The 25,737-nt window shown below is 41.8% G+C and carries 19 protein-coding genes; all 19 read right to left on the bottom strand.

Features of this window, described 5'->3' with window-relative positions; all coding sequences use genetic code 11:
• Positions 1-11: 11 nt before the first annotated feature.
• The 19 genes from LJD61_RS05880 to LJD61_RS05790 all read right to left on the bottom strand — a co-directional run bounded on the left by LJD61_RS05880 (position 12) and on the right by LJD61_RS05790 (position 25,683).
• Complete coding sequence (locus LJD61_RS05880) at positions 12-1,202, bottom strand: CaiB/BaiF CoA transferase family protein (RefSeq protein ID WP_255226590.1); 1,191 nt, start codon at positions 1,200-1,202, stop codon at positions 12-14.
• Positions 1,203-1,219: 17 nt separating this feature from the next.
• Positions 1,220-2,479, bottom strand: coding sequence for a YlbE family protein (locus tag LJD61_RS05875; protein ID WP_408614930.1), 1,260 nt, complete (start codon positions 2,477-2,479; stop codon positions 1,220-1,222).
• Positions 2,480-2,548: 69 nt separating this feature from the next.
• Positions 2,549-2,725: a fdrA domain protein gene (locus tag LJD61_RS05870; protein WP_255226588.1), complete on the bottom strand. Its 177-nt coding sequence runs from the start codon at positions 2,723-2,725 to the stop codon at positions 2,549-2,551.
• Complete coding sequence (fdrA, locus tag LJD61_RS05865) at positions 2,719-4,281, bottom strand: acyl-CoA synthetase FdrA (RefSeq protein ID WP_255226587.1); 1,563 nt, start codon at positions 4,279-4,281, stop codon at positions 2,719-2,721. Before fdrA ends, LJD61_RS05870 begins: the two co-directional genes overlap by 7 nt.
• Entirely contained in the window at positions 4,281-5,162 is an 882-nt protein-coding gene (locus tag LJD61_RS20475) for an oxamate carbamoyltransferase subunit AllH family protein (protein ID WP_255226586.1), read from the bottom strand. The genes fdrA and LJD61_RS20475 overlap by 1 nt, the downstream gene beginning before the upstream one ends.
• Before the next feature lie 110 nt (positions 5,163-5,272).
• Positions 5,273-6,988 carry a PucR family transcriptional regulator gene (locus tag LJD61_RS05855; protein WP_255226585.1) on the bottom strand — a complete coding sequence of 572 codons (1,716 nt, stop codon included), beginning with the start codon at positions 6,986-6,988 and terminating at the stop codon, positions 5,273-5,275.
• Complete coding sequence (gene yqeB / locus LJD61_RS05850; RefSeq protein WP_255226584.1) at positions 6,981-7,787, bottom strand: selenium-dependent molybdenum cofactor biosynthesis protein YqeB; 807 nt, start codon at positions 7,785-7,787, stop codon at positions 6,981-6,983. The genes LJD61_RS05855 and yqeB overlap by 8 nt, the downstream gene beginning before the upstream one ends.
• 596 nt (positions 7,788-8,383) lie before the next feature.
• The gene (locus tag LJD61_RS05845; protein WP_255226583.1) at positions 8,384-9,406 is read right to left on the bottom strand and encodes a molybdopterin-binding protein; all 1,023 of its coding nucleotides are present in this window, start codon (positions 9,404-9,406) and stop codon (positions 8,384-8,386) included.
• Between the two features lie 573 nt (positions 9,407-9,979).
• Complete coding sequence (locus tag LJD61_RS05840) at positions 9,980-11,203, bottom strand: uracil-xanthine permease family protein (protein WP_255226582.1); 1,224 nt, start codon at positions 11,201-11,203, stop codon at positions 9,980-9,982.
• A 309-nt stretch (positions 11,204-11,512) separates the two neighbouring features.
• A complete protein-coding gene (locus LJD61_RS05835; RefSeq protein WP_255226581.1) occupies positions 11,513-13,894 on the bottom strand; it encodes a xanthine dehydrogenase family protein molybdopterin-binding subunit in 2,382 nt (793 codons plus the stop codon).
• Positions 13,895-13,908: 14 nt separating this feature from the next.
• Positions 13,909-14,376: a (2Fe-2S)-binding protein gene (locus LJD61_RS05830; protein WP_255226580.1), complete on the bottom strand. Its 468-nt coding sequence runs from the start codon at positions 14,374-14,376 to the stop codon at positions 13,909-13,911.
• A gap of 21 nt (positions 14,377-14,397) precedes the next feature.
• Positions 14,398-15,246, bottom strand: a complete 849-nt coding sequence (locus tag LJD61_RS05825) for an FAD binding domain-containing protein (protein ID WP_255226579.1) — start codon at positions 15,244-15,246, stop codon at positions 14,398-14,400.
• Positions 15,247-15,578: 332 nt separating this feature from the next.
• The gene (gene arcC, locus LJD61_RS05820; protein ID WP_255226578.1) at positions 15,579-16,523 is read right to left on the bottom strand and encodes a carbamate kinase; all 945 of its coding nucleotides are present in this window, start codon (positions 16,521-16,523) and stop codon (positions 15,579-15,581) included.
• Between the two features lie 138 nt (positions 16,524-16,661).
• A complete protein-coding gene (gene argF, locus LJD61_RS05815; protein WP_255226577.1) occupies positions 16,662-17,651 on the bottom strand; it encodes an ornithine carbamoyltransferase in 990 nt (329 codons plus the stop codon).
• Between the two features lie 257 nt (positions 17,652-17,908).
• Complete coding sequence (gene arcA, locus LJD61_RS05810; protein WP_255226576.1) at positions 17,909-19,147, bottom strand: arginine deiminase; 1,239 nt, start codon at positions 19,145-19,147, stop codon at positions 17,909-17,911.
• A 461-nt stretch (positions 19,148-19,608) separates the two neighbouring features.
• Complete coding sequence (locus tag LJD61_RS05805; RefSeq protein ID WP_255226575.1) at positions 19,609-21,297, bottom strand: Na+/H+ antiporter NhaC family protein; 1,689 nt, start codon at positions 21,295-21,297, stop codon at positions 19,609-19,611.
• Between the two features lie 15 nt (positions 21,298-21,312).
• A complete protein-coding gene (locus LJD61_RS05800) occupies positions 21,313-23,079 on the bottom strand; it encodes a M28 family peptidase (protein ID WP_255226574.1) in 1,767 nt (588 codons plus the stop codon).
• Positions 23,080-23,129: 50 nt separating this feature from the next.
• Positions 23,130-24,080 carry a dimethylarginine dimethylaminohydrolase family protein gene (locus LJD61_RS05795; protein ID WP_255226573.1) on the bottom strand — a complete coding sequence of 317 codons (951 nt, stop codon included), beginning with the start codon at positions 24,078-24,080 and terminating at the stop codon, positions 23,130-23,132.
• 235 nt (positions 24,081-24,315) lie between these two features.
• Positions 24,316-25,683: a sigma-54 interaction domain-containing protein gene (locus LJD61_RS05790; protein WP_255226572.1), complete on the bottom strand. Its 1,368-nt coding sequence runs from the start codon at positions 25,681-25,683 to the stop codon at positions 24,316-24,318.
• Positions 25,684-25,737: the final 54 nt, after the last annotated feature.

Genomic DNA, 25,737 nt, shown 5'->3' with positions numbered 1-25,737 from the left:
ATCAGCTAGTGTTATATGATGTTTTCTTTTTTGAGTTCAGCTATTTGTTCATCGGTATAGCCGAGGTATTTCTTGAGTATCAGCTCGCTGTGCTCTCCTATTTGGGGAGCCGCATCCTTCGGAATTTCTTCTTCCAGACCGGATAGCTTTATGGGGTTCCCTGCTATCTTTATCTTGCCTACTCCGGGTTGTTCCACTTCAACAAGCATTTTTCTTGCCGCTACTTGAGGGTCTGTAAATAGTTTGTCTACTGTGTTTATGGCACTGCAGGGTATTCCGTTTTTATTCAGGTATTCATCCCATTCCGCTGTCGTCTTTTGTCCGAATATTTCAGTCATGTATTCTTTCAGTTTGCGGACGTTTTTTACCCTGTCAGGGTTAGTTTTGAATTCGTCCATGGCTAACAGGTCTTCCCTGCTTGTGAGCTTGCAGAATTTTTCCCAGAGTGCGTCATTCCCGCAGGCTACTATCACATAGCTGTCCTTGGTTTTATAGGCTTCAAAGGGGGCTATGGATGGGTGTCTGGCTCCCAGTGGTTTTGGTACTTCACCTGTAGCAGTGTATCTGGATATGGCGTTTTCCAGTATGGATAGCTGCCCGTCCAGCATGGCTACGTCAACCATGCGGCCTTCTCCGCTTATGTCCCTGTCCACTAAGGCGGCGAGTATGCCTATGGTTCCAAACATGCCTGCTGTTATGTCTCCGATGGAGGTTCCTACTCTGACCGGGTCTCCGCCTTCTTCTCCGGTTATGCTCATTATGCCGCCCATTCCTTGTACTATCATGTCATAGGCAGGTCTTTTAGAGTATGGTCCTGTTTGCCCGAAGCCGGACATGGTAGCGAATATGAGCTTGGGGTTTATCTTTTTAAGTTCTTCATAGCCTATGCCCAGTTTTTCCATGGTGCCCGGCCTGAAGTTTTCTGCAACTATGTCTACTTCTTTTACCAGTTCTTTTACCAGTTCTATGGCTTTGGGGGATTTAAGGTCAAGAGCTATGCTCTTTTTACCTCTGTTTATGCTTACGAAGTAAGCGCTTTGTCCATTCATAAATGGACCAAAGTCTCTTGAGTCGTCACCGCTGCCGGGTCTTTCAATCTTTATGATTTCTGCACCCATATTTGCCAGGATCATGGTGCAGTAGGGCCCTGCAAGGACTCTTGTAAAGTCCAGCACTTTAATGTGTTCAAGGGGCTTTCTCATAATTTACACCTCCTGAGTTATGCAAGTCCTTCCTTTTCCAATTCCTCTACAAATGCTTCCAATGCATCTTCAAAGCACTTCATAGGAGGATTAACAAGTCCCGCACCAACCTGGCCAACACCTGGATCCTTGTGTGCCATACCTGTATTGATTATAGGAAGTATGCCTGTTTCTACAACTTTTCTTATGTCGATGCCTGTAGGTGTTCCTCTGAAGTTTAATGCGGGTATATTATACATTTTGTTCTCTTCTGTTGTTATTTCATACATACTTGTTGAGTAGTTTATTGCATCCTTTGGTGTGCCGCCTACAAATAATACTATTGCAGGAGCGGCTGCCATTGCAAATCCACCGTAGCCGCATGTTTCTGTTATACAGCTGTCGCCGATGTCCCTGTTGGCATCTTTTTCAGAGAAGCCGGGGAAATACAAGCCCTTGATATAGTTTGCCTGTGCTGTGAACCATCTGTCGCCTAATCCTGATACTCTTATACCGAATTCTGTGCCGTTTCTTGACATTGTATAAACTATTGTGCTGTATTTGATTCCTTTTGCAGCTTCAAGCGTGCATTTTGCAGCAGGCATCGTGAGGTTAAGCACAAAGTGGTCATTGCCGTTCATGAATTTTAATACATCGACTTTATCTTTTTGTGAGAAGCTGGTTTCAACTATATATGGTGCGAACTCTCTGATGAACAGAGAAGTGCCGGCTTTGTTTCTGTTATGGCCTTCATCGCCCATTTGAATCATCTGAGCTATCATCGTCTTCAGATCATATGGCCCATGAAGCTTTATGGCTTCCTTAACAACAGGGCCCAGAACTTTTTCCATCCATTTCAATCTTTCAATTACTTCCGGTCCAAAAGCACCGAATCTCAAAGCTTTGCCCAGGCCTTCATTCATGTTGCAATAGGAGTAATTGCCATAAGCTTTGTTTTGAAGTACCCAAACGGGCATTGAGTAAGAAGTAACACCTGCCATAGGTCCGACTGAGCTGTGCTCATGGCAGGAACCGAATTCGATTTCGCCTGATGCTGCAAGCTTTTCTGCTTCTTCTGCATCTTTAGCCAGGCCTTCGTATACTAAGGCGCCCATTATTGCACCTTTTAACGGGCCGCTCATGTTTTCCCATTTGCATGGCGGGCCTGCATGGAATATGGATTTTTTAGTCATTCCGGGGATTGCTTCCCCTGCTGTTGATACGTCTACCAATGTAGGTTGGCCGTTTTGAATGATTTCAAGAGCTTTCTTATTGGCTTGCTCTATTAATTGTTCGATATTTGCCAATTGTATTCCTCCCTTATATTTTAAATGTTTCAAGTTGCGTAAATTTAGTGCTTTCCGTTCCTACTTGCTTTTTAGCCTGGAGAGCAAGGATGAAAGCTTTTTGTTGCCTCCTGCAACGGGTCTCCAGTCTACATGTATTACAGGCACGTCTTGGGATTTTACATCATTTGCGAAGGATCGGAGTCCCATATTTATTACTTTTAGTTCTTCTTTGAAAAGCTCATTTACCTTCAACATTTTATAACCCCCCTTACTACCTTCATTGCAAATCTTATGGCCTGAGCATTGCTGGGCATAAGCACTGCACCTGCGTCTTCCAGCTTTTTAACCTGTTCGTCATAGTTTTGAGGATCAGCTTTTGTACCGCATACATATGCCACTACGCAGAGGTATTGCCCTCTATCGGCAAATTTTTTCTTTGCCAGCTTTATGTGATCTGCAAGGCTTCCTGCAGGGTCTTCGTTGGAGCCGTAACCAAGGACCACATCCATGATGAGAACTGCCATTTCGCTGTCTTCTGCCTCTTTTACTATCATTTGCTGTCTCATATAGGAGTCAATCATAGGATGAGGTCTTCCTACTGTGAATTCATCGTCTCCAAGATCCAATGCGGTATGCTTATAGCTTTTTTTGTTGTCTTCCAGTTTGTATTCTGGAGTCAAAGGTATATTGGAGTATATCCCGCCGAATTCCTTAGTGAAAAGCTTCAATGTTTCATCACAGAGAGTTCCGCCCGAGTATAAGCCCCTGAGGTATTTTTGATTTGATGCAAGCTTTTCTCTTTCTTTAGCTGCTAATTTATCTATTTTATCTTCAGATTCAGTAAATATTGGCGCATCCTTAGGTTCTTCGCCTTTTGCCAATGCTACTGCCTTATAGGCTGCATCTTCCAAGCTGCTCGCTGCTATGAAGCCATATTTTCTTATGAGCTCGTCATCGCCGCCTATAAAATCTACCACTGCCTTTTTGCCGCATTCTTTCAGTGTCTTAAGGACTTTTTCTGCAATTTCAATTGCCGGCGGTTTGGAGACAAGCACTATCACATCTGTATTGTCATCATTTGCCAATGCTTGTATACCGAGCGTCATCATGAGGCCGCCTATTTCTTTTTTCAGATCTCTTCCTCCGGTGCCTATTACCTGAGAACAGCCTCCGCCCATTCTGTGTACCTGAACCATTATTTCTTGAGTTCCTGTACCTGATGCTCCGACAATTCCTATATTGCCCTTATTAACCTTGTTGCAGAAACAAAGAGGTACCTGATTTATCATGGCAGTACCGCAGTCAGGGCCCATCATCAGAAGCCCCTTGGATACAGCCAGTTCTTTAAGTTCCTTTTCCTGTTCTATGGTAACGTTATCACTGAAAAGCATAACGTGTTTATCATTTTCCAGCGCCTTTTTAGCTTCAGCAGCAGCATATGCTCCCGGAAGAGATATGACTACCATGTTTGAATCAGGCATGTATTTGATAGCGCTATCCAATGTAGGAGGAGTATAATCCTCGCCTGCATCGGATTTTTTCTTGTTCAGCAGTTCATCTACCTTGGCAAGTATTTCATCAAACTTGCTTTCATCCTTCATTCTAACTGCGATGATAAGGTCATTTGCTGTAGTTTTATTGATTTCATCATTTAGGAGTCCTACATTGTTGAGCAAGTCTTTGTTAAGATCTGTGCCCATGACCACAACAGCATTTTCTACATCGTCTCTTGCTTCGATTTCCTTGGTTATGATCATCAATGTTACAGAATCATAATAGGAATTTTCCTTTATGAGCCATTTAGAAACCATTATTTTACCTCCTTGTTATTTATTAAGGCCAATATATTCGTCATACCAAACAATATGCCTGCCGAAATGTCCGATCCTGAGCTGCTGCCTATCTTCAGCATCTCAGAAAAAGCTGCTTCTATTTGCTGCGGATCTCCGTATATAACCGCGTCAGCCATATCCTCCACCCATTCTATGAAGCCTCCCATGGCACCCTGGCGCAGCATGTTATAGCTGATTATGTTGGTCTTATTTTTTGCTTTTCGAACCATTATATCCTTCAGGCCCGAGATAATATCTTCACTCATTCTAAAGGAATAGATGGCAGCGAAAACACCGAGAACAAAGTCATCCCCGGAAGGTGTAAGTCCAGGGCCAAGCCCTATCAGTCCCAAGAGCTTCTCTCCTGCTTCGTCAAACCTTTTCTGCAGGAAAAGGGTCGCAAACTCCGATAGAATAGGTGCTGCATATCTGGAATATATATTCTCTTTACCCAACAATCCGTTTTTATTTCCCTTTTGGCTTAATAAGCTTTCAAAATATATGTTGTTTCCTTCGGCTTTTATTATGTCTTCAGGAGCCGGTTTGTATCCACTTCTTCTATAAATGGTTTGGGAGTTCTTTATGCTGATCAACTCATTAAAGTCCAATGTATCCGCTGCTCCCAATCCTAAGCTTTTGAATTTTGCAAAATCCTCTTGTGCCAAAATAACTGCTTGCGGCCCTGCCGAATAATCTTCAGGAAGCAAAGTTATTATCCAATCGTTGTCATTTATTAAATTTACAGCATGCTCGAAAATAGAATGAACTTTAAGCCTGGAATCGGATTTTTCTAATATCTCTTCTACTCCGTCTCCGATCTTTAGTGCGTTGATAACACAAATCTGATCCGTTTTAATCACCTATTCCTATGGGATTTTGTTCATGTATAAGTAATTCTTTATTTTATCCTATATTCCTTTGTATAAATTTTATGAAGTTCTCCCTAAATATATTATTATTTTTGTGTACTTTATACATCGTTTTCTTGTGAAGAAAATGCTGCATCATTAATGATGCTCATTATTTTCAGGCTTACCTCTAAATTCAATCTATCATTGGAATTGGCCAGATCCAATTTTGTTATCTGCTGTATTTTCTGAATTCTATAGAGTATTGTATTATAATGTATATACATCTTTTCCGATACCTTTTTAAGATTGCCGCTGCATTCAAAATACATTTTCAGAGTCCTTATAAGTTCTCCGTCTTTTTGCTCATCATATTCGCAGAGAGGTTCCACGTTTTCTTTATAAAATCTGCGTATTTCAGATTCCTGATGCTCCATGCAAAGAAGCCTGAAAATTCCCAGATTATCGTAATGTATAATATTATCATTGTTAAATATTCTGGCAAAGGACAGGGCTTTTCTTGATTCCTCCAGGCTTTTCCACAAATCATTGAGCTTCCCATAGCACCGGCCTATTCCTGTATAAGGAGATATATAATTATAGTTCTGCTTCAATGCACCAATTATTCTCCTGGCCATGTCTATGCTCACATCTTTTATGCACTTTGATTCGTCAATATCCCTGAAAGCCAGAACTATGGTCAGAGTATTGCCTTTACAGCCGGAGAGTATCTTGATATCGCTCAGCTTCACGGCCGCTTCAATGGTTTTTATGAGTTTATTCTTGAATTTCGTTCCGTTTTCTCCGGGGCTGTCATAAAAATAACTTTCCAGATCATCAATGTATATCAAAAATACTGCATATTGATAGTCCGAATCCAGGCCGAATATATCCGCTTTATTTACAGATGAAGATCTTATATTTTCATCAGAAGATAAAAGCCCTTCTAAAAATTCATTTTTATGCCTGCTTTCTACTTCAAATATGGTCATCTGCTTCATAAGCTCCAACGCTACCACCGTACATGCATATTGAATGGCTCTCACATCAACCGCAGTAATCTTTTTATCCAGCTCCCATATGTGGATTTCCCCGTAAAGCCTCTTTCCTGCTATTATGGGAAATATGCATCTGCAGATTTCTCTGCCGTCAACTCTGTCCTTCAGCTTCTTGCAGGGCTCTTCCGCTGAGATATCAAGGCATAAATCCGTATAGGCATTTTCCGCCTTCATCACGCCTTTGATTTCTTTTTCAAGAATGAGCTTTTCTTCTTCGGGCGCTACAGGAACAGATTTTGAAAATATATTATCTTTTATGACAATGGGATTTTTGGTTATGCAGTGCAGGGTTGTCCCTATCTCCCTAAGACCTCCGCCCGATAATACTACATCGGTTATCTTCTGATGTATTTCATCCATTCTCATCAAAACATCGGCTTGTTTGTTATAAATTTCAAGAAGTATAGAATTCATAAGATCTGAAAAAGAGAGGTCATAGGGAAGTTCGATGATGGGGAAGCCGAGCCTATTGGCTTCTTCCGCCATTATTTCAGGAATTTTTTCCAGATATCTCTTGGTTTTTATAGCCAGGCCCGTTAAACCTTTGCTGTTGAGGCGGGGAATGAGATCTTTTTGGGCCTTTTTATCGTCTTTTATGGAATAAGCGGTGGTTATCAGTAGTTCGCCGGGCTTGACCCATTCCAGAATGTCCGGCACTTCCATTATATTGGCTCCGGTTATGACTTTTGATATGCCGCCTTCCCCTGCAGCTACTACTGCATCCTTCATTATCTCATGTTTCATCAGTTCTTCTATGGTCATTCCTCTTTCATTAAGCATCCATATCCCTCCTATCAAAAATGCTCAATAAGGCTTCCAAAACCCCTCCTCCTATGGCTCTTGCCTTATCTGATATAGTACGATAGTCGATCTTGCTCCCCCTAGGGTCTACATCTCCTATCTTCATTCCTTCATAAACCTGGCTGCCGTCAATTATCATGCCTCTTACTAGTCCGTCTATGGCTGCCAAAGCGTATTTGCCTTCTATTTCACAGAGGGGATCTCCTGCTTTAACCATGCTGCCTATATCTCTTATTATCCTCACTCTGCCTTGAGCAGGAGCTTTTATAAGTCTTTCCTTTGAGTAGCCTCCGATGTCTCCCGGTGTTCCGGTATTAGGCTCTGCAGATCCGTCCCATATAACCCTTCCCAGATAGTGGCCCCTATTGGTCTCCACCACCGCATGGGCATCTATGCCCGCAGTAAAGCCTGGTCCTGCTGCTACAACGGCAGGAGCCATATGTATATTTGTGCCCAAATTCTTTTTGGCGAGGATGCAATCTACCACTCCATCAGGTTTCAGCGCCTTAATGCTTTCGCCTGTAGGGTCTATCAAAACAGGTATAATATTTGTTCGAGATAAAGCAGCCGCTTCTTGATAGGTATCAGCCTTTACCGCCTTTATGCCTTCGATCTCTGCTTCACCTGCAAATACAGCAGTAGCAAAGGATACGGTCCTTCGTATCACAGTAGGTTTTTCTATTTCAAGCATTATTACTCTAAAACCGCCTTTTTTCAATCTATGACCTACACCGGAGGCCAAATCTCCTGCTCCTCTAATTATTATCAATTCTCGCATATTTTCTCCTCCTTTGTTTTGAGTATAGAAGCTTATACTTAAGCTTCCGCCCGCTGGGGTCCTGGGGCTACGGAGAACACGGAAATACACGGAAGGGCACTGAATTTTACTAAAAAACACTGAAGTATTTTCTATCGCCATATCACACAGGAATGCGAGTTACGAACCTAAGACTAAGTAAGGCAGTTCTTCATTCAGGCGGAATTTATCTCCGGCTGAATGTTAGAAATGTCAATCGGGTTCGTAGCGTGCCTTGCCTGCAGTTAATAAAAACTGAAGGCTTAGGCACGATAGAACGGGGTAAACTTGCTTACTGCAGCTTCAAAACTCGCTTTGGCTCAAACAGTTGAAGCTGCGGTCGTTACGCTTCGTTAACTTACTCTAAGGTTCTTCACAAAATTCCTGCTTAGATATGAGATTAGAAAAATAGAAAACCGTGTTAATCCGTGAAAAAATCCGTGTCTTTCAGTGGTTTCCGTAACCTTTGACCCCAGAGGCACACCTTAATGCCAGAGGCTAGTGGCTAGAAGCTAGTGGCTGACCTAAGAGGAATACCCTGGCTCCTGAGTTCTGAGCTCTGAATCCTGAGTTCTACATCATGCTTTTCCGAAGTGACATGCAGGATAAGTGCATACCTTGCATTGGGTGCAGAGGCCTCCGTAGCCGAGTGCGGCTATATCACGCCTTTTGATTCTTTCTCCCGCCAGCACTCTGGGAAAGATCAAATCAAATATGGTGGTTTTATGGTACATGCCGCAGGCAGGGAGCCCCATGATAGGCTTATCCCCATAATAGGCAATCATAAACATAGCTCCCGGCAGCACCGGCGCACCATAGCTTATTACCTCCGCCCCAGTAAGCTTTATCCCCTCCGGAGTCACATCATCGGGATCTACGGACATGCCGCCGCCGGTTATCACTCCGTCGGCACCGTTCTCAAAATGTTCCAAAATCGCTTCCTTTATCTTTTCCGCATCATCGGGAGCAAACTTTATGTCAATGAGTTCCGCCCCATATTCCTCCATCTTCTTTTTAAATACAGGAGCAAACTTATCTTCTATGCGTCCATAGAATACCTCATTGCCCGTTATTACAACGCCCAGCTTCATTTTTCTGAAGGGTTTCACCTGCAAGACCGGTTCTTCCCCCTTGCAGCTTTTTTCTACCTCTTCTATCTTATATCTTTCGGTTACAAGAGGGATGATCCTGGTGCCTGCTACTAGCTGTCCTGCCTTTACAGGGGTATTGTCCTGAAGCGATGCCATGCTGATATGTTCAATGCTGTTTATTTCATAGAGCAGCTCCTTGCGCACCTTGAGCAAGCCGTCATATTTGGCTTTGAAGCTCACTTTGCCCTCCGCAGGTTCGGTAAGCTCAATACCTGCACCGGCTGCTGCATTAGCCAGCCTCACTGCTGCTTCGTTTTCGTGGATTTGACTTTCGTTGAGCTCAAGAAGAAATATATGATCCTTACCCATGCTTTTCAGTATTCCAATATCAGCCTCGGTAATTATATGTCCTTTCTTAAATGCAGCACCTTTGAAATCGCCGGGTATGATCTTTGTCATATCATGACCTAATACCATGCCTATACTGTCTTCTACTCTTACCTTTTTCATTGCAGTTCCTCCACTTCTATGTTAATTAACAACAAATATTTTACGTTTTTTTGTGATTAGTATGTATATTCTATATAATATTCTAAATTCCTCTTCCTGATAGAAAATTAATCTGTTGTGGTAGCTGATAAAAGAGTATTTTGTGAAGAGGCTTAGAGTTTGTTAGCGAAGTATAGGAAAAGCTGCGTCAACTGTTTGAGCCTATATGCTGTTAAATCTAAAGCTCTCATAACTCACTTGAGTTTTAACAGTAACGACAAACGCTGCATGCGAGTTTTGACGCAGCCCTATACAAGCTTACAAAGTCTTAGCCTTGAAGCTTTATACTTGTTATCAGCTACCACAACCGATTAAATTAACATTAGCAATTACAAGCTTCATAAAAAATAGCAGCCATGTGCAGCTATGTATAGTATGCAAAAATTAAGCAATTTTACATACCATATATAAGCAATAACATGACTGCTATTTTATTTGCAGATATTATCACCAAGTTAAAATACGTGCCCGCAGGCACGTATTTTAAGTCTTAATTTATTAGTAATGAAGTAGGATTTTGGATTTTGTCCTTATTTATCTGTCTTCCGGTAAAATCTTATTGAGTATTATACCTACGATTGCGCCTAGAGCCATCCCGGCTAATTGGAATATTTTGAAATCAAATACTGCTCCGCCGATTCCAAGTACAAGTATAACAGCTCCTATCATAAGGTTCCTGTTAAGCGAGAAATCAACTTTGTTTTCAACAACTGTTCTAACGCCTATTGAAGCAATCATACCAAACAGAACTATGGATATACCGCCAATAACAGGGCCGGGGATGGTGGATATGACTGCTCCCAGCTTTGGAATCATGGAAAGCACTATTGCAAAGCAAGCTGCTATTCTCATTACCCAGGGATCAAAGACTTTTGTCAATGCAAGTACGCCGGTATTTTCGGAATAGGTCGTATTTGCAGGTCCGCCGAGCATTGCTGCCAGGGATGTGGCAACACCGTCTCCCAGTAATGTTCTATGCAGTCCGGGATCAGAAACAAAGTCATCTCCTACAGTTGCACTTACTGCCAGTACGTCGCCGATGTGCTCAACCATGCTGGCTATAGCAACAGGAGCTACTATGGATATGGCTGCTCCGCTGAATTTAGGCAGTACAAAAGGCGGAAGGCCAAACCATGCAGCTTGAGCTACAGGTGTAAAGTCAACCAATCCCATTGCTATTGCAGCTATATAACCAACAATCAATCCGCACAATACGGGAAGAACCTTCAAGAAGCCTTTGGCAAACAGGCTGACTGCTATAACCGTAGCAAGGCATATGCCGGCTAAAAGCCAATTATCCTTAGCCATATTAACAGCTGTTGGAGCGAGATTTAAGCCTATAACCATGATTATAGGACCTGTAACGATGGGCGGGAAGAAGCTGTATATAAGCTTAGGCCCTACAAAGTAAACCGCTACCGCTAATAACAGGTACATAAGGCCGGCTATTACTATACCGCCTGTAGCATATTCTATTCCGCCATAATTTTGAGCTACCAGAATTATCGGGGCGATGTAAGCAAAGGAGGAGCCTAAGAACACCGGGACCTTCATCTTGGTTACAAAGTGGAAGAACCAGGTTCCTATACCCGCCGTAAACAGTGCAACAGAGATGTTGAGTCCAGTCAGTATAGGCACCAGTACTGTAGCGCCAAACATTGTGAAGGTGTGCTGGAGACCTAAAATTATGAGCTTGTATAACGGCAGATCGCCTCTTCTGATTGCCGTGTCTTTGTTAGTGTTTGGGCTTGTTGCCATTTGATTACCCCCTTATTTATTATTATAGATTAGTATTGCGATAACCCTACTTCATTATCCGCAAACAATGCGCCGGGACAGCAGAGCCGTCCCATTTATATATAGAAAACTTCTATTGAAGCAATCTAAATAAAAAATCTTGTCTGCAAGATGCAGACAAGATAATAATTCACAATATAGGGCTTTTATATACACCTATAACCTTAGTTTAATATCTTGTCAGCATCTCTGTACATGACTTAAAAATATCGCACTTTTCCTATTGTAGCATGCACAAATATTTTTTTCAATATATTTTTTAAGCCGGCTTTAGTTGATTCCGCATTTTACCTGGCCTTCTCCATCCTCTCCTTTGTTGTTTTGAACCATCTTGCAGCTTACGCTTTTGTTGTTCTTAATGGCATCTAAAACTTTTTCAGCACTCAGCGGGAGAGAATTTATTCTGATCCCAAGTGCATCATATATAGCGTTGGCTATGGCAGGAGCTGTAGGTACCATAGCAGGCTCGCCTACTCCCCTGGCCCCATAGGGGCCTGTGACTTCAGGAACCTCTATTATCCTTACTACCATCTCAGGCACGTCTCTCACAGCAGGTATCTTATAATCTACAAAGTTAGGATTCTTTACTTTGCCATTTTCCATTATCTGATGCTCCAGCAGCGCCGATCCTATACCCTGCACTATGCCGCCTTCGATCTGGCCTCTGCAAAGCTGAGGATTGATCACCTTGCCCACATCATAGGCAGCCGCTACTTTGATAACTTCTATCTGACCGGTTTCCATATCTATTTCTATTTCGACCGCCTGAGCGCCAAAGGTCCAGAAGGCGACAGGCTTTTCGCCCTGACCGGTCTCCTTGTCTGTATTCCTTACATTGGGAGGTATGAAGGAGCCCCTGCCTATAATAGGCCCATGGACTCCAGAGCCGTCGGCCATTTCCAGGCCAAGGGCCAAAGAGGCAATAGACTTTTTCCTGTCAGGATAAACAGCGGATACTACATATCCATCCTCGAGTTTCAAATATTCTGCAGGAAGTCCCAGGCCGATGGAGCCCAGCTTCAGCAGCTGCTCTTTCGCATCCTCCGCTGCCTTTTTAACCGCATTCCCTGCGCAGTAGGTTATACGGCTGGCAACCGTCTGCCATTCATAAGGAGTTACATCAGTATCTCCGGATATAATGCTGATTTTTTCTACAGGTATAGTCAGGACTTCTGCTGCAATTTGGGTCAGAACAGTATCGGAGCCCTGGCCTATATCCATAGCTGTCACCATAAGGTTTGCAGTGCCGTCCTCATTTATCTTGATGATGGCTGAGGATGCAACATTGTTGGGCTGAGAAGGGGCTTTGTACATGCAGGCGATCCCCTTACCCCTCAGCTTGTTTGGCGCGGAAGCCTTATTAGCCTTGCCCCATTCGATGTCCTTTTCCACAGCTTCAATGCACTTGGTTATGCCTACATTATAAAGCTGCTGGCTTGTGACTGTATGACCCCCTTCTTTTATGGCATTTATCTTTCTGAATTCCACAGGGTCTATACCCATTTGTATGGCTATCATATCAAGGTTTTGTTCTATTGCAAAATGGATCTCGGACATTCCGAAGCCTCTGTATGGACCGCCCACAGGCTGATTGGTGTATACACAATAGGAGTCTGCCTTCACGTTGGGTATATCATAAGGGCCTGTCGATGCATAGCCCCCTGCCCTCGCGATGTTCACTCCGTATTCCGTATAGGCGCCGCCCTCCCAATAGAAGGTGTTTTCTTCCGCCACTATACCCCCGTCTTTTTTAACGCCGGTTTTTATTCTGGCCAGACAGCCCTGCCTTACAAAGCTTCCCACCATGTCTTCTTCCCTTGTATAGGTCAATTTCACAGGCCTTCCCATGCATTTTTTAGATAAAGGTATCGTGATGCCCTCCAGGGTCGTACCTGCTTTTCCCCCGAATCCTCCGCCCACTGTGGGCGCAATAACCCTGATCTTGTGAAGAGGAAGATCGAATGCTACCGATAAAGCTTTTCTTACCGCATAGGGCGACTGACATGCAGACCATACAGTAAGCTTACCGGAGGGTTCGGTCAAAGCGATTACCGAGTGATTCTCTATAGGGGCGTGCTGTATATGCGGGACATAGAACTCATTTTCCATTATATAATCTGCTTCTGCAAAGCCTTTATCTACATCGCCTTTTCTTATTTTATAGTGATTGCTGATATTGGTGCCGGGCTTTGGGAAAAAGATAGGACCATATTTATAGCTTCCCAAATCTTCGTGTATAAGAGGTGCATCATGTTTTATGGCATCCATGGCATTGAATACCCCAGGCAATTCTTCATATTCTACTTCTATCAATTCGATTGCTTCTTCCGCAATCTCTTCGCTGATGGCAGCCACAGCCGCTACAGCTTCTCCGACAAACCTGACCTTGTCCGTGGCCAGGAAGGTCTTGTCCTCCAGGTAAAGACCCACCCTGTTAGGCACGTCCGCTCCCGTTATTACAGCCTTGACTCCTTCCAGCGCCATGGCTTTGGATACATCTACCTTTAAAATTTTTGCATGGGCGTATGGGCTTTTCTTTATCTTTGCATAAAGCATTCCTGCCATTTTTATATCATCTACATATTTTGCATAGCCGGTGACCTTTTCAAGGCCGTCTACTCTTTTGATATCATGACCTACATATTTGTACATCTTCCACCCTCCCATCAATTGATTTGGCCGGCTGCTTCTTTTATCGCGTCAATTATCATCTTGTAGCCGGTACAGCGGCAGAGATTTCCGCCTATGGCCTCTTTTATATCATCTTCACTGGGGTTAGGGTTCCTCATGAGAAGAGCCTTAGCGGACATAAGCATTCCAGGTGTACAGTAGCCGCATTGCAGAGCGGCATTTTTTATAAAGGTTTCCTGCAGGGGATCCAGCACCCCATTCTTTGCGAGTCCTTCTACGGTTATTATATCCTTGCCGTTTGCTTCAACAGCAAGCATCATGCAGGAATTCACGGCCTTGCCGTCGACTATGACCGTGCATGAGCCGCATTCGCCTGCACCGCAGCCTTCCTTGGCACCGGTGAGGTTCAAGTCTTCTCTCAGCATCTTGAGAAGCGTTTTGTTAGGCTCCACTTCAAGATGAACCTGCTCTCCATTTATAGTAAAGGATATATCATGTTTCATCTCAACCATCCCTCCCAATTCCTATTGATACTGCAGAAGTGCAGCTAATACGGATCTCTTGAGGCTTATCCTGATCATATCGAGCCTGTATTCCCTGCCGGCTCTCACGTCGCTTATGGGCGATATCTCGGATGCCGCCGCATCCATAGCCGGCACTAAAGTGTCTCCATTTATTTCTTTCAAGTCATTCAATATAGCTTCGGCTTTATGCCCCCTCAATATGGTAGGCGCTACTGCCGCATATGCAATCTTCCACCGGCCCTCATTGCAGAAGGCTGCAGCTCCAACCGTAGCAAGGTCAACATCTTTTCTTCTTGCATGCTTGTAGTATGAGCCTCCATTTTTGCCCTCTATCTTGGGAAGCAATATGCCCATAACGATTTCGGCCGGCTTTAGGTCAATCTTTCTTACGCCCCGGATGAAATCTTCGATAGGAGCTACCCTTATACCGTCTTTGCTATAGATTTTTACCTTTGCGGAAAGCACATATAAGGGAGCTATAGTGTCTCCGGAAGGTGAAGCATTGCATACATTGCCCGCTATGGTGGCTCTATTTCTCAGCTGATAGGAACCCACCTCATGAGCCGCTTCTGCCAGTATTCTATACTTCTCCAAGACAACATTGCTGCAGATAACTTCATTCATAGTAACTGCAGCACCAATAAGCAAGCCTTCTTCTGTAAGCTCAAGCTTTTTCATCTCGGATATTCCTTTTATATCTACTACAACCTCAGGTTTTATGAGATTATCCCTCATCCTGACCAGAAGGTCAGTGCCACCATTTAGTATTTTGGCCCCATCTCCGTATTGCTGAAGTATATCGGCCATCTCTTCCAGCGTTGATGGTTTAACATACTCGAACTTCTTCAAAATCATCCACCTCCAATGATTTAAACGAAAACCCAATGCAATGAAACGAAATGTCTGAATATCATAATTTTTTGAATATTATTAAACTTCTACAAAATAGTGAATTTACCTTTGTATAAAATACCCAAAAAAGTATGTTAAAGAAAGATTTCTTATTGGTTATATTATATAATAACTTTTTCTTCAGGTATATCCTATTTATATGTTTTGCTATAAAAAATTAGCATAAGCAAGAGAGGCGATAATAAGAAACAAGGCCCCATACCGCTGCTGCAAGGGCATTCCTTGCTGCGGTATGGGGCCTCTAATATATGTTTACTTGTTGCAGTTCATTACATTGTCACTGCTGTACCGGCTTTCCCTTCCAAAGCATCAACTGCATTGTATAGGGAAGTTATTATTGCTTTTTTGCCTGGTTTGGACTTTGCGAAGTTAACGGCCGCCATTACCTTCGGAAGCATGCTGCCCGGTGCAAAATGTCCTTCTTCAATGAGTTTATAAGCTTCGTCTACGGTTATGGAATCCAAATCCTGCTGATTTGGTTTTTTGTAGTTTATAGAAACCTTTTCAACCTCTGTAAGGATCATGAGAACATCGGCGTCAACATCTTCAGCCAATCTTTCCGCAGCTAAATCCTTGTCAATAACCGCTGCAACTCCTTCCAAAGATCCGTCTTCCTTTTCTATAACCGGAATCCCGCCGCCGCCGACAGTGACCACTATTGTAGAATCCCAAAGCCTCTTTACCGAATCCAGCTCAACGATTTTTACAGGGACAGGCGAAGCAACTACTCTTCTCCAGCCTCTCCCGGCATCTTCCTTCATTACATAGCCCTTCTCGGCCGCAATTTTTTTTGCTTCTTCTTCGCTGTAGAAAGGACCGATTGGTTTTGTCGGATTTTTGAATCCCGGGTCGTCTTTATCGACTACAACCTGAGTAACCAAAGTTACTACGGGAATATCCTTTCCTTTTTTGGCAAGCTCATGCTTCAATGCTTGTTGTATATGGTATCCTATATAGCCCTGACTCATGGCTCCGCATACATCGAAAGGCATTGCCGGTGTGACGGAGGATGCAGTCTCAGAAGCAAGAAGTATCCTTCCTACCTGAGGGCCATTTCCGTGAGCTATTGCTACTTCATAACCTTTTTCACTTATTTCCGCTATATATCCTGCTGTCTTTTTTACTACTTCAAATTGAGCTTCGGCCGTTGCCGGAGTCCCAGCTTCCTGGAGGGCATTTCCCCCTAATGCTATCACAACTTTTGTTGCGCCCATGTTTTTCTCTCCTCGCTAAAAATATTGAATATATACCCTTAGAATACATTAGAGTCATATTCTATATAGGAAGCTCTTTTACCTTTGTGAACTATTAATAAAAAAGTGTGCATATATAATAAATACTTTATTATTTAACTACAATGTCGCTACGATGACTGCCTTTATAGTGTGCATTCTATTTTCAGCTTCGTCAAATACTACAGAATGCCTGCTGCGAAATACTTCATCGGTGACTTCTCTGATATCGTAGCCCTTGTCCATCATTTCTTTAGCCATCTTGGTCTCAAAATCATGGAAGGCCGGCAAACAATGCATGAAAATAACATCCGGATTGCTTGTCTTATTTATCATATCCATGGTTATCTGATAATGGGAAAGAAGCTTAACTCTTTCCGGTATCTTGTCTTCTTCTCCCATGGAAGCCCATACATCGGTGTATATCACATCTGCATTTTTCACTGCAAAATCCACATCATCGGAAACTTCGATGACGGCGCCTGTTTCTTTTGCAACTTCTGTTACTTGTTTCATCATTTCTTCACTGGGCCATAATTCCTTTGGTCCTAACGCCACAAAGTGCATGCCCATCTTGGCACAGCCATACATCCAGGCATAGGACATATTATTTCTTGTATCTCCAACAAATACCACCTTTACTTTGTTAAGGGGTTTTGCGATGTGTTCTTCAATCGTAAGCATATCCGCAAGTATCTGAGTCGGATGGTCTATGTCGGTAAGGCCGTTCCATACCGGAACTCCTGAATATTTAGCCAGATCTTCCACTACTGATTGCTTATAGCCTCTGTATTCAATACCGTCATAGAATCTGCCCAATACTTTCGCCGTATCCTCCAAGGATTCCTTTTTACCCATCTGAGAGCTGTTTTGATCCAGATACGTAACATGGGCTCCTTCTTCCAAAGCTGCAACTTCAAAGGCGCATCTGGTCCTGGTTGAAGTCTTCTCGAATAGAAGAACTATATTTTTGCCCTTGAGAAGGTAGTTATATATGCCTGCCCTCTTTTTGGCTTTCAGATCATGGGCCAAATCCAGCATATACCTGATTTCCGATGGAGTAAAGTCCATTAAAGTTAAAAAACTTCTGCCTTTTAAATTAACCGCCATTTTATATTCCTCCTTTTATGTATCTATATGGTATTCCTCTTGGGTCAGCCGCTGGCCTCTAGCTTCTAGCTTCTGGTATTTTGTTAGGTATTACTATTGGGTCCTAATACGTGGCACGCGGTTTTAGTTCTTCTCTGTAGTCTATGGTTATAGTAACCTGAAAGCTTCACGTGGCTTCACAAAACCTCACAGGGCTTCATAAAGATTTGCAAAATGTGGTTTCTGCTCCCCTAAAGCTCCAGCGGCACACCCTAATTTTATATTTCCTCTCTTGCCAGCGGCATGCTCATGCATCTTGGACCGCCTCTCCCTCTTACCAGTTCGGAACCGTCTATTTCAACAACTTCTATGCCATTTTTCCTCAGCACTTCATTGGAGGCTTCGTTCCTGCTGTAGGTCACGACTACTCCCGGTGCTATGGCCAATGTGTTTGTACTGTCGTTCCATTGTTCTCTTGCAGCGGTTATGGCATCCCCTCCGCCGCTTTCTATAAGCTTTATGGACGGAATTCCCAGGGATCTCTTCAAGGTATCTACCAAGTCGGCTTCAGGTATCACGTTAATCCTGCCGCTTTTACCTCTGACAAGGCTGTAGACCTCTACTCTGTCCTGGATTCCGGGATATATGGTGAATTTGTCGTAATCCACCATTGTAAATACCGTATCAAGATGCATGAAGGCTCTCAAAGGCGGTATTCTGACCACTACAACCTCCTTCAGCTCCTTCATGCCGGAGAAAAGATTTCTGGCCAGCATTTCTATGCCCTGGGCTGAAGTTCTTTCACTGCAGCCTATGGCTACAACTTCCTTGCTCAGCACCAGCATGTCTCCGCCCTCCAGGCTATGGGGTATGGTATGATCATACCATAGGGGAGATTCATCTTTGTTGAATAAAGGATGATTGTCATATATGTATTTTATGAGCATCGGTTCTCTTCGTCTCGCATCCGTATACATTGAGTTTATGCTTATACCATTTCCCATTACTGCTGCGGGGTCTCTCATAAAGTATAGATTAGGAAGCGGATTGATGTACAAAGGATACTGGGCCTCTATATAATCTGTAAGGCTATACTCCCTGTCGGAAACCTCTATTTCTTTTTTCTGCAAGCCTCCGATAGCCGCTTCAACCAATTCTTCAGGAGTTCTATCATTCAGGTTGTCAAATATTATCTGGTGAAGCTCCGGATTATCGATTTTGCACTGTTTAAGCATGTCATGGATAAAATTTTTCTTTACTTGCTTATTTTCGAAAATCTCCGCCAGCAAATCTTCCACATAAAGAACCTGCGCACCTCTTTTTCTAAGGACCTCTGCAAATTCATCATGCTCGATTCTCATTTGCTTCAACCAGGGTATGTCATCAAACAACAGCTGTCTCAAATATTCAGGTGTAAGCCTTTCCAGCTCTTTGCCAGGTTTATGAAGAAGTACGGCCTTTAACTTTCCTATTTCAGAAGTTACATTCAAAAGGCCTCTGTCTATGTCATCACCCATTTAATCTACTCCTTTCTATACTACTTTATGACCGGTATGCTTAATATTATCTGTGGAGTTTCAGAACTTAGAATACTTTTAATATTAAGTATATACTCTAAAATATATTATAACAAGCATGGGCAATTTACACAAATTGTATTTGGCGTTATTATATGTAACCTTCTGTATATTTATTTGAGGTCCCCCTTTGTCCGAACTTTATTGAGAAAAGTTTATCAATATGCTCCTTGTCTTTATATGCATTATCCGATCCAGCAATCAGAGTCTTTATGCATTTAGTGTATAATAATTTATTGTGAAGAATAAAAATTTTTATGTAATTCTTCCTCAAGAACCGTTGTTATATGGACTTTTATATAAAAACAAAATGGGCGTATAGCCTTTCAGGCAATCGCCCATATGAAATGACTCTTATTTAAAAACCTATATCTCTTAACAATATAGCCATTCAGTATTTCTTACACTACATCTTCTTTGATTTTGCCGCTGTTATAAACCTCCACCTCATCTACAGGCTTACCGATAAACCTCACTATAGCTATGAGTGCAGCTATCCCGATGACATACGATATTATGGGATGGCCATTGAAGCCTGCAACAGTGCAGCCTGCTAAAGCGGCAACAGCTGCGACAGTAAATGCATACGGCAGTTGGGTTCTGACATGTTCTATATGATCAGCACCCGCTCCCATCGAAGACATTATAGTAGTATCTGAAATAGGAGAGCAATGATCTCCGAACACAGCTCCTGAGGTAACTGCCCCGATCACGGCTATAACCAAATGATTCACTTCCATATTCGTATATGACATGACTAAAGGGATTGCTATAGGCATCATAATACCTGTTGTGCCGAACGATGTTCCTGTAGCAAATGCCAAAAAACATGCAAATCCAAATAGGATTAGCGGCAATAACATAGCCGGTATGGAACCGCCTACAAACCCTATTATATACTTGGCTGTTCCCAGATCACCCATAATCGCTCCCGAAGACCAAGCCAAAATCAATATGGTATTGGTCAAAAACATTCCTTTTGCACCGCTTAGCCATATATCAATCGCTTCATTAATGGTAGCGATTTTTTGGCCGACTGCCATAACGGCTGTTAAGACAGTGGTAAACATTACAGACCAAAGAATTACCACTGAGGAATCTGCGTTACCAAAAGCATTTCTGATTCCATTTATAGTAAAAGGCTCATTTAAACCTCCGCCATTATACCAAAGTCCGGCCACAACCGCTGTCAATAAAACTAATATTGGGATTATTGCATTATAAGGGCTTAGCTTTGACCCTTCTTTTGGGCTTACTGATTCATTATCCTCGGACATCATAGGATGGCCACCATCAGCTACTGTTTTACCTGTTTTTCTTGCCCTTCTTTCCGCTTCATACATAGGTCCATAATCTCTTCTCATAAAAATAAGTATCAACACGAAAGCTATAGCTAAAAGATTATAAAATCTATAAGGCACGCTTTTTACGAATAAATCATAGGCATTGACTTCTAAGCTCAGTGCTTCAAATGACATCTTTATCATGCTTATTTCATATGCTATCCATGTCGATATGAAAGCAATGTCAGATACCGGAGCAGCTGTTGAATCGAGAACAAAGGACAACTTTTCCGTAGATACTTTTGTTTTTTCGGCTAAAGGTCTCATAGTAGGTCCAACAATCAAGTTGCTTGCAATATCCTCAAAGAATATTATCAAACACAATAACCAGGTAATAAATAAAGTTCCTTTAGCGCTATTTGCCTTTTTTGATAATGATTCGGCAATGGCTTGCATGCCCCCCATTTTCATCATCAATGAAACTAATCCGCCTATTCCGAATATGAAAATAATCAAAGCCGCGTTCCATGAATCGGTCGCTTCACCCAATATGTAAGTATCGCAAACCCTTAAAAACGCATGAAATATATTTCCTTTATTCATTATAACCGAGCCGGTTAAAATGCCGATAAATAGCGATAAAACCACATTTCTCGTTGTAAAGGCCAATGCAATTATCAAGATGGCAGGAACTAATGTCAATATGCCATAATTGGGATCGCTTTCGCCGTCTGCGAAAGCCGGTGTTATGATCAACATCGCAGTCAATAAAAACAACATAATTATAAAATTAGTTCTTTTATTCATTGCCGTACCCCCATTTTATTTTTTATACTCACTAACAAATGAATTAATTATCTCAATGCTTTCATTGATCGAATCATATACTCTGTTTTTTTCCTTTAGCAGCTTTGTTTTCCAAAGATTATATTCATGTATTGAATTGTTTTCTTTGGCTTCTAAAATTTTCTTTATGGGAAAATATAAGCAAGGAATTGGGTATTCCGCTATTACGTAGCAACACGGGTCTTGTCCATATCTTCCGGAATAGGACCTTATGGCAGGAGAAATTTTCCCGGTTACTTTCAGCAAGGCTTCATTATACCTTCTCATCATTTGAGGTTCCATATACGGTTGCACTTTGGAAAACTCCAGGGCACTGTCATAAAAATCCATAGAAATTTCTTTTAGCTTTTCCAATTCCGCATCTGCTGCTTTACCGCCCAATCCTATGACCTTGTCTAATTTTTCTTTAACCTCATTTGCAATATCAACAATGTTATAAGGAATTATGTTTTGATTGCAGAGCCTGATAAGCAAGGCTGCAAAGAATTCAAAATGCTTGATATATAAATCTTTATCTATCTTGTCGATAGTATCTTCATTGCTGTGGAGCCAAGGGCTATAAAAGGCATAATTTAAATCTTTTAATTTTTCTTCCGTATATTCCGTAGCAAAAGATATGTATGGCACGCCAATGCCGAAGAAAGAAGAATCTCCACCGCCTTTGTATGCCCAATTCCATTTTCCGTCAACCTTCCAGATTTCTTTGATAATATCCAAAGTAAATCTTCTTACTTCGCTTACACTCTCCACTCCCGGAACAGAAGTGCCTTTAATGGCTATATTATCTACATTTATATAAGCCACGCATTTATTGACTATTTTATCCCAATAATTGTCAACAAACCAGGCGGAACCTCCGCATTCAGCAACTTCATGGCCATCCCAAAACGCAAAAATAATATTTCTTTTTAAATAGCTTCTATGAAGTGAAAATACTCTTGCAAGCTCAAGAAGCAACGCATTTCCGGATGAATTACATATTGCCGCTTTACCCCAGGCGTCAATGTGGCTGCCTATCAAAATGAATTCATCTGTTTCTTTTTCGCTGTTCAGAACCCCCATGGGTTGATTAGCTTCAACCCATTCCCTTGTAGCTTCTGCTCTAAACCAAACCTTAACGGCATCCTTATTTATGCATAATTCTCTCAAGTATTCTCCTGCCTGACGGGTGATGCTAAGAACCGGTATAAGAGGCATCTCCTTTATTGTATCCGGTGTAGGGTTTCCCCATTGGGATTTAACCCCTCCCATCTGTATAACCGGATTATCTTCTTTAGGGCCCCAGTTCATTATGATTAAAGCTTTAGCACCCAGTTCATAAGCTATTCTTGCTTTTTCCGGTCTGCCGGGACTCCAGGTCATATCAGTCAAAATAATCTTACCTCTGATGTCTTTATGCTTATAATCCTCATAGCCGCCGTTTTCCGCATAAATCAGTTCTCCCTCAACGCCTTCTTGTAATGTTGAAGTAATGTGGCATACAGGCTCAGCTGCAATGATTTTGTCTTCAGGATACAATACCTTCAATTCAGCTTTTACAGGATAGCTATTATACATTGGGAACTTATCTATTCTTGATTTCAGTCCATAAGATTCCAATTCACGATTTATATACTGCGCTGCTTTCTTAAGCTTTTCAGTGCCCGATTGTCTTTCGCCAATATCGTTTACAAGAAAGTCCAAATGTTCATACACTTTTTCATAAGATATATCTTTTAAAATACCGGCTTCTACATTGTACATGCTCAATCCCTCCTTATTAACTTATTGTTGAAAATGCTGCAGTGTATATATTACCCTCTCTTCAAAAATACTGTAGTGCAGTGAATGGCTCCCCAGCCCTTTAATATCTCGGAAAAATCTATAGAAATTACTTCTATGCCGTTCTTCTCCAGCAATTCCTTGCATCTGGGATTCCCTTCAGGTTGTATTACCAGACCAGGTTTGACAGCTACAAAATTAACCCCTAAAGTCTCTTTTGCTTCAGTCTGGGAAGGTGCCTCAAGAAGTTTTATCCCTTTTTTCTTCAAAGCATCACATACATCATAAGGAACCTGGGAAGCATGTATCATAGCTGTATCATGGCTTGCTAAATTAAGCAATCCATCTATATGGGCATGTCCGTAAGGAATTTGCATAGGGATGATATCAGTAACGCCCATTCTTCTTAATTCATATTCTACCTGTTCATAACCGTCCCTGTTTGTCCTGCAGCCTGTAGCTAAAATAACCGTATGCCTGTCTACCCACATGCCCATGGCGCCTTCAAAGGTTCCGCCGCCATTTATGGTCCTTACGATGGGTACTCCAATCTTAGCTAGTGCTTCCGCCACATATCTCTCTTCGCCTCTCCTTGCAGCCATTGCAGGCCTGGTCACTATGGCTCCTTCGGGAGTCATAAAGATCAAATCTCTCATAAATAGAGCATTGGGCCTGTCCTCCCTTTGGTTTTCAACATAATATACTTTAACTCCATGATCTCTGTAAATTTGAGCTAAATTATCATGCTGCTGTCTGAACTTTTCTACATTGATTGGCTCCTTGAACCTAACCTCCTTATAGTCAAAATTCTCGATTTCCTTGCCGGGTCTTCTCATCAAAACTGCTTTTAAATCATCAACCTCCGAGGCTACTCCCCAATCACCCCAGTAAAGCTGCATATCCTCTTCAAAGGATGTCTCCTTTGGAAACCATCTCTCTCCTGGGATGGCATCAATATCAAATTTCTTGGCACATGGACTCATATCAATTCCTCCTCTGATAATCAAATATTTAGTAGAATAGTCTTTATAAATATTTAAAGCAACATCCATGCCAAATCGTCTGAATATTCTCCATTCTGCTAGTGCCCTGATTTTACTCATTTACAGTTTTTTTATCGAATAGCTTTCTTTTATACAGAAAATTGGAGTAAAATAAATTTTACACATTAGTAAAATTTATTTTACTCCAATTTTTTACTCAAGTAACAACCATAAGCTATAATCCATACTTATCTATTTTATATTTCAAAAGCTGTTTTGATATTCTAAGAAGCTTAGCAGCTTCAACCATGCTATTTGTCTTTCCCAAAGCTATTTCGATAATTTTCTTTTCAAAATCTTCTACCATACTATTCAGAGGAACTTTGCCCAGCACGCCTTCGATCCTTCCTTCATATTCCTTATCTCTGTTCAGCAAATAATCCGGCAAGTCTTTTTCTTGTATCAGATTTCCAGAGGTCAGATTAAAAGCGCCTTCAATAACGTTTTTTAACTCTCTCACATTGCCCGGCCAGGAATAACTATTAAATATTTCCTCAGCTTTTTCACTTATACCAATTATTCTGCGGCCCATCTGTCTATTGTACTTATCAATAAAATATCCTGTCAGCAGCTTTACATCTCTTCTTCTATCCTTCAGACTTGGGAGATTAATCTGCACAACACCAAGCCTATAGAATAGGTCTTCCCTGAGCCGGCCTTCTTTAATAGCTTTATGAGGATCTTCATTTACTGCGGATACTATTCTTACATCTATATTAATATAGTCAAGCCCGCCTACTCTCCGTATTTTTTTCTCTTCTATAGCTTTTAAAATTTTAGCTTGCACACTTATTTCCATAGAATTTATCTCATCCAGGAAAAGAGTTCCGCCATGAGCCACTTCAAATAAGCCTGTTTTGTTTTCTGCTCCTGTATAGCTTCCTTTTACCGTACCAAACAGTATGCTCTCTAACAGCGTAGACGGTATAGCAGCACAGTTTTGTGATACAAAGGGCATATCGCATCTATCACTATGCCTGTGAATAGACTGAGCTACAAGTTCTTTACCCGTGCCTGTTGCTCCATACACAAGTACGGAGGAATTAGTTTTAGATATCTTTAAAATTTTGTCCTTTATCTCAAGCATCATATTATCATTTGTAATTATATCGTCCAGGCAATAGAGTTCATCTTTGCCCTTGGTTAACGCGTTATCCTTAAATGCTATCGTTATATTTTGTCTTTGAGCTTCAGGTTCCAGATATCTTGATACATCAACAACACCAATGATATCCTCGCCAGAGACTATGGGCATCGTTGAATTGACTGCGTAAAAAGATTGACCCTTATTGGTTGTCAAATGCTGCATTTCATTAAATATAGGCTTCCCATCCTTTAGGACTCTCATTATGCTGCTCGTTTCGGGCGTAAGCTCAGGGTAGACATCCAAAATATGCTTTCCTACTACATCTTCCTCCTTAAGCTTATTTACATCGGGCCTGTATGTAATAAAATATTCTATTATACCTTTTTTGTTTGCAACGACCAAACCGTCGATATAATTATAAATGCCTAAAATCTGCTCAACATATCTTCTCAGCAATTCAACCAACCTCGTTCATGCTTTTATTAATGATTCAATTATAGGATTCAACAC

The sequence above is a fragment of the Lutispora saccharofermentans genome (assembly GCF_024363565.1).
GTDB classification, from domain to species: Bacteria; Bacillota; Clostridia; order Lutisporales; family Lutisporaceae; genus Lutispora; species Lutispora saccharofermentans.
This window is presented reverse-complemented; position numbering and strand designations above follow the sequence as displayed.